Here is a 17,320-nt window from a genome sequence, read left to right as displayed (position 1 = left end):
AGGGGTATTTAAATCGGTTGAACCTTATAGAGAGGGCGGTAATTATGATGACTACAGCAGAACAAATTCCATTCCAATTGATTTTAAATAGTGGTAACGCACGAAGCTTTGCGATGGAGGCACTTCAATTTGCCAAACAGGGGAAAATGGTAGAAGCAGATGAAGCGATGGTAAAGGCAAAAGAAGCGATTAATGAAGCGCATCATTTCCAAACAGAGCTCATACAATCAGAAGCAAGAGGAGAAAAAACAGAGGTTAGTGTTCTTTTAATTCACGCACAAGATCATTTAATGAATGCGATTACAGTGAAAGAATTAGCAGCAGAGTTTATCGATCTTTATAAAAAGCTTGAAGCGAAAGGGGAATAAAACATGACTGGAATTAAAATTGCTACAATCGGCGGTGGATCTAGTTATACACCAGAGTTAATTGAAGGATTTATTAAGCGTTATGATGAACTGCCTGTTCGTGAAATTTGGTTAGTAGATATTGAGGCAGGAAAAGAAAAGTTAGAAATCGTTGGTAACTTAGCGAAACGTATGGTGAAAAAATCAGGTTTACCAATCGAGGTACATTTAACACTTGATCGTCGCGAGGCATTAAAAGATGCTGACTTCGTAACAACACAACTTCGCGTTGGTTTATTAGAAGCACGTGCAAAAGATGAAGCAATCCCATTAAAATATGATGTAATCGGTCAGGAAACGAATGGTCCTGGTGGTTTATTCAAAGCGTTGAGAACGATTCCTGTTATTTTAGATATTTGTAAGGATATGGAGGAGCTTTGTCCGAATGCATGGTTAATTAACTTTGCAAACCCAGCTGGTATGGTAACAGAAGCTGTCCTTCGTTATACAAATATTCAAAGAGTGGTTGGTCTATGTAACGTTCCAATCGGAATTCGTATGGGTCTTGCAAAATTACTTGAAGTAGATGCGAGTCGTGTTCACGTTGATTTCGCAGGTTTAAATCATATGGTATATGGATTAGACGTATATTTAGATGGCGTGAGTGTAATGGACCGTGTGTTAGAGCTTGTGACAGATCCAGAAAAGCAAATTACGATGGAAAATATCGCAGCGCTTAACTGGGAACCAGACTTTATTCGAGGACTTCGTGCAATTCCATGTCCATACCACCGTTACTACTACAAAACACGTGAAATGTTAGAAGAAGAGAAAGAAGCTTCTGTTGAAAAAGGTACACGTGCAGAAGTAGTAAAACAATTAGAAAATGATTTATTTGAGTTATATAAAGACCCGAACTTAGATATTAAACCACCACAATTAGAAAAACGTGGCGGAGCTTATTATAGTGATGCAGCATGTAGCTTAATTACGTCTATTTACAATAATAAAGGTGATATCCAGCCTGTTAATACACGAAACAACGGAACAATTGCAAGCTTACCACATGATTCAGCTGTTGAAGTGAACTGTATTATTACGAAAGAAGGCCCAAAACCAATTGCAGTTGGAGACCTTCCAGTACCAGTTCGCGGTTTAGTACAACAAATTAAATCATTTGAGCGCACAACAATTGAAGCTGCTGTTACAGGGGATTATCATAAGGCGCTGCTTGCTATGACAATCAATCCACTTGTACCATCAGATAAAGTTGCAAAACAAATTTTAGATGAAATGTTGGAAGCACATAAAGAGTATCTTCCGCAGTTCTTCAAAAAGGTAGAGAAGTAAAAGCGGCGCTATTTAGCCCGCTTTTTTTATTCTATTAGGAGGTATTATGATGATTAAGTTAATTGTAAATGCAGATGATTTCGGTCTTACAGAAGGTACAAATTACGGCATTATTGATGGGCATATAAATGGACTTGTAAATTCAACGACGATGATGATGAATATGCCAGGAACAGAGCATGCGGTACGCTTAGCGAAAGAGTACAACCTACTCGGAGTAGGCGTACATCTCGTATTAACGGCAGGAGAACCACTGTTAAAGGATGTACCGTCACTCGTAGGGGAAAACGGATCGTTTCATAAACAAAGTGTTGTAAGGGAAGGGAATATAAATCCAGAAGAAGTTGAGAGAGAATGGACTGCTCAAATTGAGAAGTTTTTATCTTACGGATTAACACCAACTCATTTAGATAGTCATCATCATGTGCATGGTTTACCGATTTTACATGATGTTCTTGAGAGATTAGCGGCTAAATATAATGTTCCGATTCGTCGTTGTGAGGAAGATAGAGCGGTGCATCCATTTTCTGATGTGTTTTACAGTGACTTTTATGCGGATGGTGTGACGGAAGATTACTTTGTGAAGTTAAAAGAAAGAGTACAAGGTGAACAAACGGTAGAAATTATGGTTCATCCAGCATATATTGATCCAGAGCTTGTGAAGCGTTCTTCTTACGTAATGGATCGTGTGAAGGAATTGCGTATTTTAACAGAGAGTGAGTTGCCAGAAGGCATAGAGCTTGTGAAGTTTTAATAGAAAAAACGACGGCTACATCATGCCGTCGTTTTTTATTTATAAAATGGACAGAATATATCCGCCAAAGGCTCCCAGTATAACGATAACCCAAGGTGGTGTTTTCCAAAAAGCTAGTAAGCAAAAAAGAAGCGAAGCGAAAACGAAATCTGAAGCATTTATAACTGTACTCGTCCAAATAGGATCGTAAAAAGCGGCAATTAAAATACCAACAACTGCGGCGTTAACACCAAGTAGTGCGCCTTGTATGAATGATATTTTTCTCACACTGTTCCAAAATGGTAAAACACCAATAACGAGTAAGAAAGCAGGGAGGAAAATCGCAATTGTTGCGAGTGTTGCCCCAAGCGTCCCGTTTAATACTGCTCCTATATAAGAGGCGAATGTAAATAGTGGTCCTGGTACTGCTTGTGTTAATCCGTATCCAGCTAGGAACTGTTCTTTCGTCATCATTCCGTTTTGTACGAACTCACCTTCAAGAAGGGGCAGCACGACGTGTCCTCCTCCAAATACAAGTGCGCCAGAACGATAGAAACTATCAAATAAAGCGATGTAATAAGAAAACGGTCTTAATATCGGTAGCAGCAGTAATAGTCCAAAGAATAAGACGAGACAAGAAACTGCTATCTTTTTTGAAATAGGTACTTTTATATTTTGAGATTGGCTAATTGGTTGGTTGCGATATAAAAACCAGCCGATAAAGCCACATATTATAATAAGGATGATTTGTGTCCAACTACTTGGCCATAATAAGGCAATTGCGGCAGTTACAATCGCAATCGTCGCACGGTTGCGATCTGGAGTTAACTTTCGGGCCATTCCCCATATGGCATGAGCGACAATAGCTACTGCTACAAGTTTTAGTCCATGAATCCAGCCAGCACTTCCAAGATCGAACTGATTAAGGAATGAGGCGAAGAAAACCAAAACAAGTACAGACGGTAAAGTGAATCCAATCCATGAAATAATAGCTCCTAATAGTCCGCCTCTTAATAATCCAACCCCCATACCGACTTGACTGCTGGCAGGACCAGGAAGGAATTGACATAGCGCTACTAAATCTCCATAGCTTCGTTCATCCATCCATTTTCTTTTTTGCACGTATTCGTGGTGAAAATAGCCGAGATGAGCGACAGGACCGCCGAATGAAGTAAGTCCTAATTTAAATGAGACGAGAAAAATCTCTAATAATGTGTGAAAGATGTGTTTGTTTTTTTTCAAAATAACCTCCTATAATGTTTTTCTATGTGCATTATACAAGAGACTTTCAATCTACAGGAACGATTTTAATGTAAAGATTTTGTGAATCTTTTCTTTGTAATTAAAAATTGAAAAAGTCATAAATGATTATGTCTAAACCATAAAGTAGTAGAAGTAGTGCTGGGAAATTTATATAAGGAGAATGCCTTATGACAACACATTTCTTTGCCAGGTTAACAGGTAAGAGGGAAGTGCCTCCTGTAAATACAGAAGCTTTTGGGGTAGCAGAGTTTATTTTTAGTGATGATTTAACGAAATTGCATTACAGAGTAATACTAAAAAATATAGAAAAGGTTACATCGTGTCAAATTCATTTAGGGAAGTCTACTCAAATTGGTCCTGTTGTTTTATATTTGTATGGTCCACTGGAGCAAGGGATTAGTTTGAACGAGGGAAGTATTACTGGTGTAGTGAATGTAGAGGATTTTGAGGGACCTTTACAAGGGAAATCATTTGTACATTTACTTCAAGAAATTATTCAAGCAAATGTATATGTTAATGTCCATACGAAATCACAAAAAAGAGGAGAAATAAGAGGGCGAGTTAGAAAAGTAAAGAAGTAGATGAAAAGGCTGTCCATATGTTGGAACAGCCTTTTCTCATTATATAAGGTGCTAGTTTTAGCGATTATTGTCGGTAAATCGATATGTTTTGAAAATCGCCGATATAACTCACGTTACGGTCGATATTTTTAAAAACGGCCTCAATTAATTTTTAACAGGCTGATTTTTAATAAAGAAGTCCATAACGTAAAATACTTCGTCATCAGGTATTTGTATTTCAAATGTATTTTCAATCGGTTGCAATGCTTTTTTTACTTTCATATACATCCAGTATTCATCTTGTCTTCTTTTCTCTTTATCAGGGTGAGGAAGAAGGCTTTCTCCTTTTTGAAGACGGTCAACCATACAGCTCATATGCAGAATAACCCCCATTAAGCTATCAGGAGTTAGCTGTAAGGAAATTAATTCTTGAATTGTATTTAATGCGTAACGAATTGTTTTAATAAGTAATGCCCCATCGTTACGCTGCATTTGTTGTTCAAGAATATCCGCCATTTTTGCATATGTTTCTTCATACGTAATTAATTCTTGAATGGGCTGAATTGCTGTGTAGTTTACGATGTCTTGGAAATGATATGTTAAGCACGGCACTTGCACATCGAAATTCGTGACGATACAAATGATATTACGCTCTTTTTTTATGTTCTCGATCATTTTCGTTAAATCTTTTTCATGGACGATACTAATCGGAATAATTTCAATTAAGTCTTTATCAAATCGTAAATAGTTCTCTAACATTTTTTGAATAGCTAAAGCACTTCCTTCACCAGTTAAACAAGCTGTTAAAATAACAGATTTCATTGGAGAGAGAGGTTTTTTCTTTTCTTCTTGTACGTTTAAGTAAAACGGTGTTAAATTTTTTACTGTTTCATACAGCGCATCTAATGAATAACCGAGCTGAGCTTTTCGAGCTGCTTCTAGTGCATGTGGTGTGCTCGTCATCGAGAGAACACGTACAGGGATTTTGAACTCAGTTTCTAATATGTCACCGATATAAGCAAGTGACCCCATATCGACAAGTAAGAGAAGCCCATTTACATTTTGTAGTGTTTTCATATACACTTTCACACGTTCCAAGAAATCTTTCGGTGATTCGTGTAACGGCATATCAATACCGGTTACTTCCTCAATACCGAGAAGTTCGTTTGCAACGTTTGCCATTTCAGTTGCGATGCCATTACCGTGTGCTAATATTAATACTTTTACTTCTGTTTGTGAGGCAGGAATTGGATCAACAACGAAGAACATTGTTAAAAAGCCAGCTTCATCAATAGGCATTGTTATTTGTAATTCTTCCTCCAGTAGTTGAATGCATTGCATAGCTACGGAAAAAGCTTCTTTATATTTCGTACGAATTTGATTTAATTGTGGGTGATGTATTTGTTTTCCGCTTTGTAAACGTTGTAGAGTTGTCTGTACATGTAAACTTAAAGCAAGAAATACTTTTTCATCAAACGTCTTAGATAAATGCTTTTCAGCAAGTTCCGCTATTTTTTCACATACGGAAACGATATTACGATCCACAATTTTAAAAACATTTTCATGGCTTGTTTTTTTGGATATTTGGTTAAAATATTGTACGAAAAAGCTTTGAACATCATTTTCTATTAGTAATTCTAATTCTTCCTCTTCAATACCACGTGCTTGAAGTTCTTCGTATTTATAATCAATATAATCGTAAATAGAAGAGCGTTTTTCATCTTCTGTTTTATGATTACTCCAACCTTCCTCACCTGTAAATACAAATGTTTCATTTGGTATTTGGTATAAGTGACGGCTCTTTCTTTCAATGAACAACCCTTCTTTCATATACCAAGGTAAATCTGTACTTGAAACATAGACAGAATCACGTTTCTTTGTGACCAAATCAGAATAGGCTTTCGCACATGCAATTTGAACATCTGTTTTTAATTGACCGATGTTATTGGGACAATTGTAAAAGACGAAAGCACGCATTGCATTTGGGCTAACGTGAATGTCTTTTCGCAGACGAATTGCTTCATTTGTGAAAAATAGCTGTAGTAAAGCAAAGCGCTCTTTATGTGTACGCTCACGAAGTGGTGGCAGCGTAACAGTCATCGGTATACGTCTTGTAAATGTTTTTAATAAAAATGAATTTGGTTCTTCTGTTGTTGCAGTAATGATTAATACTTGTGCTTTACGTTCGTTCTCTGTTTCTCCAAGGCGGCGGTATACTCCGCGGTCAATAAAGGTGAAAAGCATTTCTTGTCCCTCTGGAGGCAGGCGATGTACTTCATCTAAGAAAAGAATTCCTTCATGTGCTTTTTCAATTAACCCTTTTTGATCACTTGCTCCTGTATAAGCTCCTTTTTTAATCCCAAATAATTGCCCGAGTAGTAACTGTGGATTATTTGCATAATCAGCACAGTTAAAGACGATAAATGGTGCATCTTTGGGAAGCTGTTCAACTTCAATTGCATATTCGTGCATTAAAGAAGCAAACATAGACTTTCCGACCCCTGTTTCTCCCAGTAGTAAAGTATGCATACCGTTTGGAGGATAGAGAATAGAAGCTTTCGCTTTTTCAATTGCAATTTTAAGGCTCGTATTTTCAATTGCAAATGTATCTAATGAAGTTATGTCTTTTGAATGCGTTTCCAACGACCTGTTCGTTTCTATGTAAAAACGAACAGGTCGCGTATTTGTTTTTAATAAACGTTTATCTTTTACAAGTTTGTTTAAATCGCTACTTACATTGGCGCGATCTAGTTGCAGAAATGTAGCGAGTTCTGATGCGTTTACACCTTCTGTATAATTGCCTTTTTGTATTGCGTTAAAAATGAGATCTATTCGTTTCATTTCTATTCACCTCGAAACTTCATCACTATTTAAAATTTTACACAAAAATGGGAAGGGTGGGAAGAGAAAAATAAAACAGCTTTAGCACATAGGCACTAAAGCTGTTACAATCTTGTGTCTTTCCAAAAATTTACCTTGAGATGAGAAGAAGGATTATAGGGAAGAAGTTTGTATCCTTGTGACTGTAAGTAATCAATTACTTTTGGCAGTATTTGTACGGTTACACTCGAATCATGCATTAAAATGACTTCGACTTGTTCATCACTTTGATTACGTACTCTTTCGAGTATGGCAGAAGGATTGTCATAGCTTTTCCAGTCGTATGTATCGATCGTCCAATCCCACATTTTATACTGGGCCGATACAAGTGCGTCACGGTAATTCTTCTTTAAATAAGGCATACTACCATATGGAACGCGAACGAGATGTGTATTTAATTTCGTAACTTGCTGGACAATGCTTTGTGTTTGCTCCATTTCTGCAATTAAAGTGGAAGGGTCACCAGTGTAAAGGCGTTTTACATCATGTGACATACTGTGGAGCCCGATATAATGTCCTTCTTTAATTAATCGTTGCATCGTCTTTTTATAATGTGGTACTTTTCCGCCAATAACAAAGAAAGTTGCTTTGCCGTTCTTTTCTTTTAAGATGTTTAAAATTTGTGTAGTATATTTGTTTGGCCCGTCATCAAATGTTAAGTACGCAATTTTTTGTGTAGGAGAAGTTGTTTCAGTATTTGGATGATATTCAGCAGGAATAACAGTTGTTGCTTCAGTATTAGATGATACGTACATAGTAATCGTTAAAAATAAAATAATACATTGAAATACTCGCTTGATCATAACATTCACCCTCAGTTTGACAATCAAGATGTAAAAAAGAAAACTTGATACTTTTCTTATTATGTATATCTTTCTCCAATAGAGGAACTCTCAAACAATCTATATTTTGGAAATATAAAATGAGAATAAAAAATAGCATCCTCTTATAAGAAAGAGGATGCTATTTGAATATTTCATAATTGAAAAGGTTATACTACAATTAGTCTTCGCGTTTTTTCACTTTTTTATAAAAGGAAATGATTGGTTTGTAGCGTTCATGTACAAGCCCGATTATTTCAGCGATGATTTCTGTGAAGAAAATCAAAGCGAAAAGAAGAATAATGGATAACCATAACGTTGCAGTAGTGAAAATAATGGCATTTACACTAAAGAAAATACCGAATGCGTATATAATTAGTACCGTTTTGCGATGAGAGAATCCCATTGCAAGTAAGCGGTGATGTAAATGCGATTTATCTGGTGCTGAAATAGGTTTTTTATTTACGATACGACGGATGATTGCAAATATCGTATCAAATATAGGTACACCTAAAATGATAATTGGAACGATAAAACTGAATAACGTTACACTTTTGTATAATCCAAGTAACGATATAACAGAAATACAGTATCCTAAAAATAGTGCTCCTGTATCTCCCATGAAAATTTTTGCTGGATGGAAGTTGTAGAATAAAAATCCAATTGTACTTGCTAATATAATTAATGCAAGTGGCAAGATAATAGCTGTTCCAGTACCCCATGGGCTAGTGAAGGCCATATATGCTAGCGTTGCAAGTACGATAGATGAAATCCCAGCAGATAATCCATCTAAGCCGTCAATTAAGTTGATTGCATTCGTAATACCTACAAGCCAAAATACTGTAATTGGATAAGCAAGCCATCCAAGTTCAGTATCCCCAATGAATGGGATATATAATACTTGCACTAATAATCCACTTTTTACAATCATAATGGCAACTAACAGTTGTCCACCGAATTTTACTCTCGCAGATAACTCGTACATATCATCTAAAATTCCGATGATTACAATGATAATTGCACCTAGCGTTATCGATAACATTCTTTGCTCATATAAGCCACCGACAACAAATCCTACAGCTACACCAATAAATATTGCTAACCCGCCAAGACGTGGCATAATCTTTTGGTGCACTTTACGTGCGTTTGGCTTATCTGTCGCTCCTATTTTAAAAGCTAATTTAATAACTAAAGGAGTAACGACAAGTACAGTGATGAAAGATGCCAAAATGGCATAAATCACTTGTGAGTCCATTAATACCCCACCCTTTATAGTCTAACGTAATTTTTTTTTTTTGAAAATATATTTATCTGAAAATTATGATGTTTGTTTACAGGCTCATAACATATGGTATCACAAAAAGATTAGAATTCAATCTTTTTTTCTTTTTACGGTTAATGGAAGCGAATAAAATATATGACAATTGTATATAGAATGTTGAATCATATAAGAAGGTTAATCGTACTGGACTTCGGAATGTGACATTTTCTCTTTTTCTTCGATAGTGAATACTTTTATTTCAGTATTATAAGTGTTGCACGTAGAAATGAGTAAGTCTCGTGTTAAAATGTGGGAATTTATTACACGTGACCTGGCAGCCTAATTCTCACTGATTAAGTTTTACTTTATAGTGCATTTAATTTTACAAAAACTTTAAAAAAAATAAGAGAAGTAATTCATATAATGAAAAAGGAAAAGGGTTTTCTCATTTTTAGCGTGAGAGGGGGAAGCGCAGGGAGAATTCTAATTTTCATATCTTTTCTATTGTAAATTCCTGTGCGAAAAAGAAATGAAAATTACGATAGTAGGTACTGGATATGTTGGGTTGATTACAGGAGTAGGATTGGCAAAATTAGGGCATTCAGTTACATGTTTTGATATAGATAATGAAAAAATTGAACGGATAAAACAAGGGGATTTACCTATTTATGAGGTTAGATTACATGAATTAATAAATTATGCATATGAGAATAATGCTTTAACTTTTACCTCAAATAAAGAAGAGGCATTTGATGATGTAGAGTTTATATTTATTGCAGTTGGAACACCACCTTTATTAGATGGGACGGCAGACTTAACGTATATTCAGAGTGCTTGTAACGATATTGGATTATATGCGACGAACGATATTATTGTTGTTACGAAAAGTACAGTTCCAGTAGGTACAAATGATGTAATGAAGGGATGGATTGAGGAGAAGTTAAAAGGGAGGCATACAGTACATATCGTATCGAATCCAGAGTTTTTGCGTGAAGGTTCAGGTATTTATGATTTCTTTCATGGAGATCGTATTGTAATTGGAGCGGATAGCGAGGAAGTAGCAAGAAGAGTAGAGAGTTTGTATAGTGAATTATGTTTAGAAACGTATGTTACAGATATTAAAAGTGCAGAGATGATTAAATACGCGTCGAATGCCTTTTTAGCTACAAAGATTAGTTTCATTAATGAAATTTCAAATATATGTGAGAAGGTAGGCGCGAATGTATTGGATGTTGCCAAAGGGATGGGAATGGATAAGAGAATTGGTGCATCTTTTTTAAATGCGGGCATTGGCTACGGAGGGTCTTGTTTTCCGAAAGATACGAAAGCGCTGGTGCAAATTGCGGGAAATGTTGCTCATGATTTTCGTTTGTTAAAAGCGGTTATTGAAGTAAATAATAAGCAACAGCTGCTATTGATTGAAAAAGCGAAAAAAGTTATGAACATGAGTAAAAAGCGGATTGCAGTTCTTGGCGCATCCTTTAAACCGAATACGGATGATATTAGAGAGGCATCATCTCTTATTATAATAGAAGCATTACTTAATATAGGTGCAGAAATTGTTCTTTACGACCCAAAAGCAATTCAATATGTAAAAAATATATTTGGAGATGCTATACAATATAGTAGATGTATAGATGAATCGATTAGAGATGCGAGTGCGGTTTTTATCGTAACAGAATGGGAAGATATTCAAACTTATCCGTTAGAAAAGTACGTACAACTTATGAGGGAGCCTATTTTATTTGATGGGAGAAATTGTTATACTGATGAAGATGTTAAGAAACAAAAGATAGATTATTACTCGGTGGGAAGAAAAAGTATTTGTAATAGACATGTTTCTATTATGCGTTAAAAAGGGATGTACTCATGCATATTTTTATATGTCATAATAGAAGCTGTAATTAGTGAAAGAAAAGAGGCAATCACATGACTGAACGTTTAAAAGTAATGACAATTTTCGGGACACGTCCAGAAGCAATTAAAATGGCACCTCTTGTATTAGAGTTGCAAAAACACCCAGAAAAAATTGAATCGATTGTGACTGTAACAGCACAGCATCGCCAAATGTTAGATCAAGTATTAAGTATCTTTGGAATTACGCCAGATTTCGATTTAAATATCATGAAAGACCGCCAAACTTTAATTGATGTTACAACGCGTGGTTTAGAAGGTTTGGATAAAGTAATGAAAGAAGCGAAGCCGGATATTGTACTTGTACATGGTGATACAACAACAACATTTATTGCAAGCTTAGCTGCTTTTTATAATCAAATTCCAGTAGGTCATGTTGAGGCGGGCCTTCGTACGTGGGATAAGTATTCTCCATACCCAGAAGAGATGAATCGTCAATTAACAGGTGTAATGGCGGATCTTCATTTCTCACCAACAGCAAAATCAGCAACGAACTTACAGAAGGAAAATAAAGATGAGTCACGTATTTTCATTACAGGAAATACAGCGATTGACGCGCTACAAACGACTGTAAAAGAAACATATAGTCATCCTGTACTAGAGAAACTTGGAAATGATCGTCTTGTACTTATGACAGCTCACCGCCGTGAAAACTTAGGTGAACCTATGCGTAATATGTTCCGTGCAATTAAGCGTCTTGTTGATAAGCATGAAGATGTACAAGTTGTGTACCCTGTTCATATGAACCCTGTTGTTCGTGAAATAGCAAATGAAATTTTAGGTGAACATAACCGTATTCATTTAATTGAGCCGCTAGATGTAATTGATTTCCACAATGTTGCAGCTCGTTCATACTTAATGTTAACGGATTCTGGTGGTGTACAAGAAGAAGCTCCATCACTTGGGGTACCAGTTCTTGTTCTTCGTGATACAACAGAGCGCCCTGAAGGTATTGAAGCAGGTACGCTGAAATTAGCAGGAACAGACGAAGAGACAATCTTTGGTCTTGCTGATGAGTTGTTATCAGATAAAGAAGCTCATGATAAGATGGCGAAAGCATCTAACCCTTACGGTGATGGTCGTGCATCAGAGCGTATTGTAGAAGCGATTTTACAGCACTTTAATAAGTAAATAAAAAAAGGCCCAATCGGATAGATTGGGCCTTTTTTTACGGCTGATTGCGCATAATCCACTCTGCATGAGCATTTGTAGAAGGTGGCGGATCAGTTGGTGTGTTATTTTGGTTTGTCTCTTTTTTTGTTTGTTCGTTAGAGGTAGAACTTGAATTTGAATCAGGATTTGAGTTGTTTTTTGTAGCTGGATTTTTTGCTTTTTCTCCTAATTCTTTTTCAATTTCGTTACGCACCGTTTCTACACTGATTGGATCTGGAAGGAAGTAATAAATACCGCCTATTTTTTTGTCTTCGCCTTCAAGCTTTAACGTTTGCATTGTAGAAGGATCAAATCCAGAAAGTTTATTGTAAAGAGCGAGTCCGTCTGAAATAGGAATGTCGGTTTTTATATATTTTCCAACGACAGCTGTTAAATCTTTAATTTTAAATACAGTAGAGGTGGAGTTTAGTTTATGAGCAACAGCGGCCAGTAATTGTCTTTGTCTAGCAGCTCGACCATAATCGCCATTTGGATCTTGCTTTCGCATACGGACGTAAGCAAGTGCTTCTTCACCGTTTAAGTTTTGCTGTCCTTGCTTAAATTGAATTTTTTTGTAGTAATCCACGTCAGAGCGCTCCCAGAAATCGAAGGGTACGTCAACGGTAACGCCGCCAACAGCATCAACGATACCTTTAAAGCCTTGGAAATCAATTTTCAGATAATGGTCTACAGGAACTTTTAGAAAGCCTTCGACAGTTTTGATTGCCATTTCTTCTCCGCCGTAAGCATGGGCAGCGTTAATTTTGTCTTCCTTATTTTTGCCAACAATTTTAACTCGAGAATCACGAGGAATACTCATAAGTGAAATCTTTTGCGTTTTTGGATTGACTGTTGCAAACATTAATGAGTCTGTACGACCATTTTGACCATCTGTCGCATAATCTTCTATACCCATAATGAGAATTGTAAAAGGTTCTTTTGTAATTTCTACATCTTTGTTTCTTAAATCTGATTTTTCACGAGTAAAACCACTATACATCCCCATAAGAGAAGAGTAAGAATTTAACACATAAACTCCTATACTGCCAAATAAAAATGCGAAAATAAGGAAGAAGAAAAGTTTCCTTCTTCGCTTCTTTTTTATTCTGCTATTTTGGAGATGATAATAACGTTCTTCCATATATAATCTCCTTAGTTCGTTAGTTCATTTGTAGGGAAGTAATTCACTACATTAATCTTTGAAGGTGATAAATGGGTTATGCTTAGATAACATCTTGTTCTAAGTACAACATATCTCCTTCTGTAATTGTACATTTCCCGTTTGTTAATTCAATCATCCAATCTGTAAATGCTTGTTTGCCGTCTTCTTCTACATACGTATCAAATGTGACATTTTCTAGATAATGAATATCTTTAATGGCATATTTTGAATTGCGTAATTCATTTTCCACTTTGCCAAGTAATGTGTAATCAATCTCGGTTTGCATCACACGCATTAGTTTTCGCTGGACAACACCGACATGATTAATGCCTTCGCTTGTACACTTTCCATATGCACGAATTAATCCACCTGCACCAAGTTTAATGCCACCAAAATAGCGTGTTACGACAACAACGGTATCTTTTAGTCCACGTTTTTTTAGTACTTCCAGCATTGGTACGCCAGCTGTACCGCTAGGCTCGCCGTCATCATTTGCTTTTTGAATATGATCTTGTTCGCCAATTAAATAAGCGGAACAATTATGTGTTGCATTCCAATGTTGTTTTTTTATTTTTTGTATAAATTCTTGAGCCTCTTCCTCAGTCGTTGCTCGGCTAATATAACAAATAAATCTTGATTTTTGAATGACGATTTCGTGTTCGCCGTAGTCTTTGATTGTTAAATATTGTAATAGCACTTGTGTACGCCCCTATCTATCAAAATGACTAGTACTTTCCATTTTAAAAGCGAGCCTTTTTATATTCAAACATTTTTTCTAAATATGCTGAAGTTTTTGGTGAGTATTTTATCTTTTTGTTGTAATTTGTCGAGATGGTAGGTATAATTTCAACCGGCATTTTCATGTATGGATGCACCATTTGTAGTTTTCGTGTAAAATTAGGAAATAAAACTTTTTATAAGGCAGGTACGAAAATGAAAATAGCTATTGTTACTGATAGTACGGCATATATACCGAAGCAAATTCGTGATGAACTCAATATATATATGATTCCATTAAACGTTGTGTTTGGAACAGAATCTTATCAAGAAGAAGCTGAAATTTCAGCAGATGATTTTTATGTGAAAGTACGTGAACAAGAGGAACTTCCAAAAACTTCTCAACCAGCAATCGGAAAGTTTGTTGAGCTATATGAAGAACTAGCTAAAGATTATGATGCAGTTATTAGTATTCACCTATCAAGTGGAATTAGTGGTACATATCAAACATCAACGACAGCTGGACAAATGGTAGAGGGTATTGATGTATACACGTATGACTCTGAAATTAGTTGTGAAGTACAAGGATTTTATGTGCGTGAAGGTGCAAAGTTAGCAAGTGAAGGAAAGAACCCAAAAGAAATTATCGCTCGTTTTGATGAAATGAAGAAAACGATGGACGCCTATTTTGTAGTTGATGATTTACATCATTTACAGCGTGGTGGTCGATTGAATAGCGCGCAAGCTTTCATCGGCAGTCTGTTACAAGTGAAGCCAGTTTTATATTTTAGAGATAAAATCATTATTCCGTTTGAAAAGATTCGTACACGTAAAAAAGCATTGAAACGTATCATTGAAATTTTTGATGAGCAAGCAAGTAAAGGTGTACCTATGGAAGCAGTTATCATTCATGCGCAACGTGAAGAGGAAGCGAATGAATGGAAGAAAGAATTAGAAGCAAAATATCCTCACGTCACAATTCGTACAGGTTATTTTGGAGCTGTAATTGGTACACACTTAGGTGAAGGTGCATTAGGTCTTGGATGGTATACGAAGTAATAAAGATATAAAAAGCTCTCTTTTTAAGAGGGTTTTTTTACGGGTATGTTACGTTTAGTTGACAAGTTAATATTTGGAAATGGTAAAATGTACGTAAAATAAAATAATGAGGAAAGTTTTATAACTTACTTTTTACAAGAAACTATATTATAATAGAAGAGAGGTGAAACATATGGAGCATAATTCTTGTTTATGTCCAAAGTTTGAGTCAGCTTTTACTCTGCTTAGTAAGAAGTGGACTGGCTTAATTATTAAATCTTTGCTTGAAGAGTCGAAACGTTTTAGAGAAATCGCAGATATTATCCCAAATATGAGCGATCGTATGTTGTCAGAGCGTTTAAAGGAATTGGAAAGCGAGGGCATTGTAGTTCGTAATGTCTATCCAGAAGTACCAGTTCGAATCGAGTATGGCTTAACTGACAAGGGAAAAGCGTTAGAAAGTGTTATGGATGAGGTCCAAAATTGGGCTGAGAAATGGATGAAGTAGTATTTCATTTGTATTCGTATTCGTATATTTAATAAAACGTAAGGGATTCCTTACGTTTTTTCTTTGTTTATAGAAGTGAGAAAAGTATATAAATTTCTACACATACATACAAAAATATACGCATTTTGCGCTAGAGCTACATATAATATTACATTTGTTTTACAAAAACGTAACATTAGCAAAAAAAATCCCGAATTATGGTATAAATTTTATAGGTTATATACGGAAAAAGAAAAAAGAAAGCGGTGTAAAAAATAAAATGAAAAAGCTAAAAATGGCATCTTGTGCATTAGTTGCAGGATTAATGTTTTCTGGGCTAACACCAAATGTATTTGCAGAAGATAAAATTTCTGACGTGAAATCACAAATTAACACACAAAATGACACTTTACATAAACAACAACAAGAACGTGATGAATTACAAAAACAAATGAATGACTTAAACAAAACAATTCAAGGTTTAGATAAATCTGTTCAAGAGAATGCTGCAAAGCTTGATGAAACAACGAAAAAAGTTGCTGATACTGAGCAATTAATTGAAAAGAAAAATAAAGATATTGCAGAATTACAAACAAAGATTGCAAAACGTGAAGAACTATTAAGAAAGCGTTTAGTTGCACTTCAAGAACAACCAAATACGAACGTTGTAACAGAAGTTCTTGTAAACTCTAAAAACATTGCAGATTTAGTTGATCGTTTAACTTCTGTTTCTAAAATTCTTGAGTCTGATGAAGATATCATGAAAACACAACAAGAAGATCAAGCTAGTGTGAAAAAAGATGTTGCAACGGTAAAAGAGAAACAAAAAGAATTAAAAGAAGCACAAGCTCAAATTGAAACTGCTAAGAAAGATCTTGACGCTGAAAAAGCGAAAAAAGAAACTGCAGTAAATGATTTAAGCGGTAAAATGGAAACAGTTGTAACTACAATGACAAGTACGGAAAGCCAATTAAAAGAGCTTGAACAACAGGCATTAAAATTACAACAAATTGCTGAAAAAGAAGCGCAAGAAAAAGCTGCACAAGAAGCTGCTGCTCAAAAGCAAGCAGAGCAAGCTGCTAAAGACGCGCAAGCTCAGCCAGCACAGCAACCAGCGGCGGCTCAACCAGCACAAACGCAAGCTCAACCAGCAGCTCCAGCAAATAATGCTGTACAAGCTCCAAAAGAAGAGTCTAAAAAAGAAGAACCTAAAAAAGAAGAAGCAAAAAAACCAGCACCAGTAGTAACAAATGATGGTGGCGGAAGACAAGATGTTGTTGAAAAAGCTAAAGGCTTAGTAGGTCTAAAATACGTATGGGGTAGTGCGTCAATTTCAAACGGTGGTTTTGACTGCAGTGGTTTAATCTCTTACGTTTACGGTTTAGGTCGTCAAGATACTAGAAGTCTATGGAGTTCTGTACAAAAAATCAGCCCATCTGAAGCAAAACCAGGAGACCTTATCTTCTTACAAGGCACATATAGAGCGGGCGTATCTCACGTTGGAATTTACATTGGTGGCGGTCAAATGATTCATGCTGCTGATGAGTCAACAGGCGTTGCTTATGGTAGCGTAAATAGCTCTTACAACCAAAAACATTTCTTAGGTTACGGAAGATTATAGAATTATAATTCAAT

General features: G+C 35.9%; 15 protein-coding genes. 9 read left to right on the top strand and 6 right to left on the bottom strand.

Annotated elements, in window-relative coordinates; translation table 11 throughout:
* The first annotated feature begins 44 nt into the window (after positions 1-44).
* Genes BLT20_RS24535 through chbG form a run of 3 tightly spaced genes read left to right on the top strand, consistent with a single transcriptional unit; the run spans position 45 to position 2,451 of the window.
* Entirely contained in the window at positions 45-368 is a 324-nt protein-coding gene (locus BLT20_RS24535) for a PTS lactose/cellobiose transporter subunit IIA (protein WP_000989059.1), read from the top strand.
* A 3-nt stretch (positions 369-371) separates the two neighbouring features.
* Positions 372-1,697 (top strand): 6-phospho-beta-glucosidase, encoded by a 1,326-nt coding sequence (celF, locus tag BLT20_RS24530; protein WP_000145750.1) that lies wholly within the window; start codon positions 372-374, stop codon positions 1,695-1,697.
* 49 nt (positions 1,698-1,746) lie between these two features.
* Positions 1,747-2,451: a chitin disaccharide deacetylase gene (chbG, locus tag BLT20_RS24525; RefSeq protein WP_000593496.1), complete on the top strand. Its 705-nt coding sequence runs from the start codon at positions 1,747-1,749 to the stop codon at positions 2,449-2,451.
* Positions 2,452-2,490: 39 nt separating this feature from the next.
* Here chbG and BLT20_RS24520 read toward each other — a convergent pair whose 3' ends face one another.
* Positions 2,491-3,672, bottom strand: coding sequence for a chromate transporter (locus tag BLT20_RS24520; protein WP_000739644.1), 1,182 nt, complete (start codon positions 3,670-3,672; stop codon positions 2,491-2,493).
* A gap of 188 nt (positions 3,673-3,860) precedes the next feature.
* On the opposite strand from BLT20_RS24520, the gene exsM reads away from it, so the two are divergent.
* Positions 3,861-4,274, top strand: coding sequence for an exosporium regulatory protein ExsM (exsM, locus tag BLT20_RS24515; protein WP_000207046.1), 414 nt, complete (start codon positions 3,861-3,863; stop codon positions 4,272-4,274).
* A gap of 144 nt (positions 4,275-4,418) precedes the next feature.
* On the opposite strand, the gene BLT20_RS24510 is transcribed toward exsM, so the two are convergent.
* The 3 genes from BLT20_RS24510 to BLT20_RS24500 all read right to left on the bottom strand — a co-directional run bounded on the left by BLT20_RS24510 (position 4,419) and on the right by BLT20_RS24500 (position 9,209).
* A complete protein-coding gene (locus tag BLT20_RS24510; RefSeq protein WP_000820958.1) occupies positions 4,419-7,094 on the bottom strand; it encodes a sigma-54-dependent transcriptional regulator in 2,676 nt (891 codons plus the stop codon).
* Between the two features lie 104 nt (positions 7,095-7,198).
* A complete protein-coding gene (locus BLT20_RS24505; protein ID WP_000597150.1) occupies positions 7,199-7,936 on the bottom strand; it encodes a polysaccharide deacetylase family protein in 738 nt (245 codons plus the stop codon).
* 199 nt (positions 7,937-8,135) lie between these two features.
* On the bottom strand, positions 8,136-9,209 hold the full coding sequence (locus BLT20_RS24500; RefSeq protein WP_000378318.1) for a glycosyltransferase family 4 protein: 1,074 nt from the start codon (positions 9,207-9,209) through the stop codon (positions 8,136-8,138).
* 535 nt (positions 9,210-9,744) lie between these two features.
* Here BLT20_RS24500 and BLT20_RS24495 point away from each other — a divergent pair.
* Together BLT20_RS24495 and wecB are read left to right on the top strand one after the other, a co-directional pair.
* On the top strand, positions 9,745-11,070 hold the full coding sequence (locus BLT20_RS24495; RefSeq protein WP_000704936.1) for a UDP-glucose dehydrogenase family protein: 1,326 nt from the start codon (positions 9,745-9,747) through the stop codon (positions 11,068-11,070).
* A 74-nt stretch (positions 11,071-11,144) separates the two neighbouring features.
* On the top strand, positions 11,145-12,260 hold the full coding sequence (gene wecB / locus BLT20_RS24490; RefSeq protein ID WP_000140145.1) for a non-hydrolyzing UDP-N-acetylglucosamine 2-epimerase: 1,116 nt from the start codon (positions 11,145-11,147) through the stop codon (positions 12,258-12,260).
* 37 nt (positions 12,261-12,297) lie between these two features.
* Here the strand turns inward: wecB and BLT20_RS24485 are convergent, their stop codons facing one another.
* Positions 12,298-13,422 (bottom strand): LCP family protein, encoded by a 1,125-nt coding sequence (locus BLT20_RS24485; RefSeq protein WP_000392793.1) that lies wholly within the window; start codon positions 13,420-13,422, stop codon positions 12,298-12,300.
* Positions 13,423-13,504: 82 nt separating this feature from the next.
* Positions 13,505-14,140 (bottom strand): YigZ family protein, encoded by a 636-nt coding sequence (locus BLT20_RS24480; protein WP_000926669.1) that lies wholly within the window; start codon positions 14,138-14,140, stop codon positions 13,505-13,507.
* A 236-nt stretch (positions 14,141-14,376) separates the two neighbouring features.
* Here BLT20_RS24480 and BLT20_RS24475 point away from each other — a divergent pair, with 236 nt between their 5' ends.
* The 3 genes from BLT20_RS24475 (at position 14,377) to BLT20_RS24460 (ending at position 17,306) form a co-directional block, all read left to right on the top strand.
* Entirely contained in the window at positions 14,377-15,219 is an 843-nt protein-coding gene (locus tag BLT20_RS24475; protein ID WP_000684725.1) for a DegV family protein, read from the top strand.
* Positions 15,220-15,391: 172 nt separating this feature from the next.
* Complete coding sequence (locus BLT20_RS24465) at positions 15,392-15,706, top strand: winged helix-turn-helix transcriptional regulator (RefSeq protein WP_000400857.1); 315 nt, start codon at positions 15,392-15,394, stop codon at positions 15,704-15,706.
* A 154-nt stretch (positions 15,707-15,860) separates the two neighbouring features.
* Complete coding sequence (locus BLT20_RS24460) at positions 15,861-17,306, top strand: C40 family peptidase (RefSeq protein WP_000499476.1); 1,446 nt, start codon at positions 15,861-15,863, stop codon at positions 17,304-17,306.
* The last annotated feature ends 14 nt before the right edge of the window (positions 17,307-17,320 follow it).

The organism is Bacillus sp. cl96 (genome assembly GCF_900100505.1).
GTDB classification, from domain to species: domain Bacteria; phylum Bacillota; class Bacilli; order Bacillales; family Bacillaceae_G; genus Bacillus_A; species Bacillus_A cereus.
The sequence above is the reverse complement of the archived record's forward strand: the minus strand, read 5'-3'. Positions and strand labels throughout refer to the sequence as shown.

Coding starts and splice junctions, on each gene's coding strand:
- celF (WP_000145750.1), top strand. CDS start 372: ATGACTGGAATTAAAATTGCTACAATCGGCGGTGGATCTAGTTATACA.
- BLT20_RS24510 (WP_000820958.1), bottom strand. CDS start 7,094: ATGAAACGAATAGATCTCATTTTTAACGCAATACAAAAAGGCAATTAT.
- BLT20_RS24475 (WP_000684725.1), top strand. CDS start 14,377: ATGAAAATAGCTATTGTTACTGATAGTACGGCATATATACCGAAGCAA.
- BLT20_RS24505 (WP_000597150.1), bottom strand. CDS start 7,936: ATGATCAAGCGAGTATTTCAATGTATTATTTTATTTTTAACGATTACT.
- BLT20_RS24535 (WP_000989059.1), top strand. CDS start 45: ATGATGACTACAGCAGAACAAATTCCATTCCAATTGATTTTAAATAGT.
- BLT20_RS24500 (WP_000378318.1), bottom strand. CDS start 9,209: ATGGACTCACAAGTGATTTATGCCATTTTGGCATCTTTCATCACTGTA.
- wecB (WP_000140145.1), top strand. CDS start 11,145: ATGACTGAACGTTTAAAAGTAATGACAATTTTCGGGACACGTCCAGAA.
- BLT20_RS24495 (WP_000704936.1), top strand. CDS start 9,745: ATGAAAATTACGATAGTAGGTACTGGATATGTTGGGTTGATTACAGGA.
- BLT20_RS24485 (WP_000392793.1), bottom strand. CDS start 13,422: ATGGAAGAACGTTATTATCATCTCCAAAATAGCAGAATAAAAAAGAAG.
- BLT20_RS24465 (WP_000400857.1), top strand. CDS start 15,392: ATGGAGCATAATTCTTGTTTATGTCCAAAGTTTGAGTCAGCTTTTACT.
- chbG (WP_000593496.1), top strand. CDS start 1,747: ATGATTAAGTTAATTGTAAATGCAGATGATTTCGGTCTTACAGAAGGT.
- exsM (WP_000207046.1), top strand. CDS start 3,861: ATGACAACACATTTCTTTGCCAGGTTAACAGGTAAGAGGGAAGTGCCT.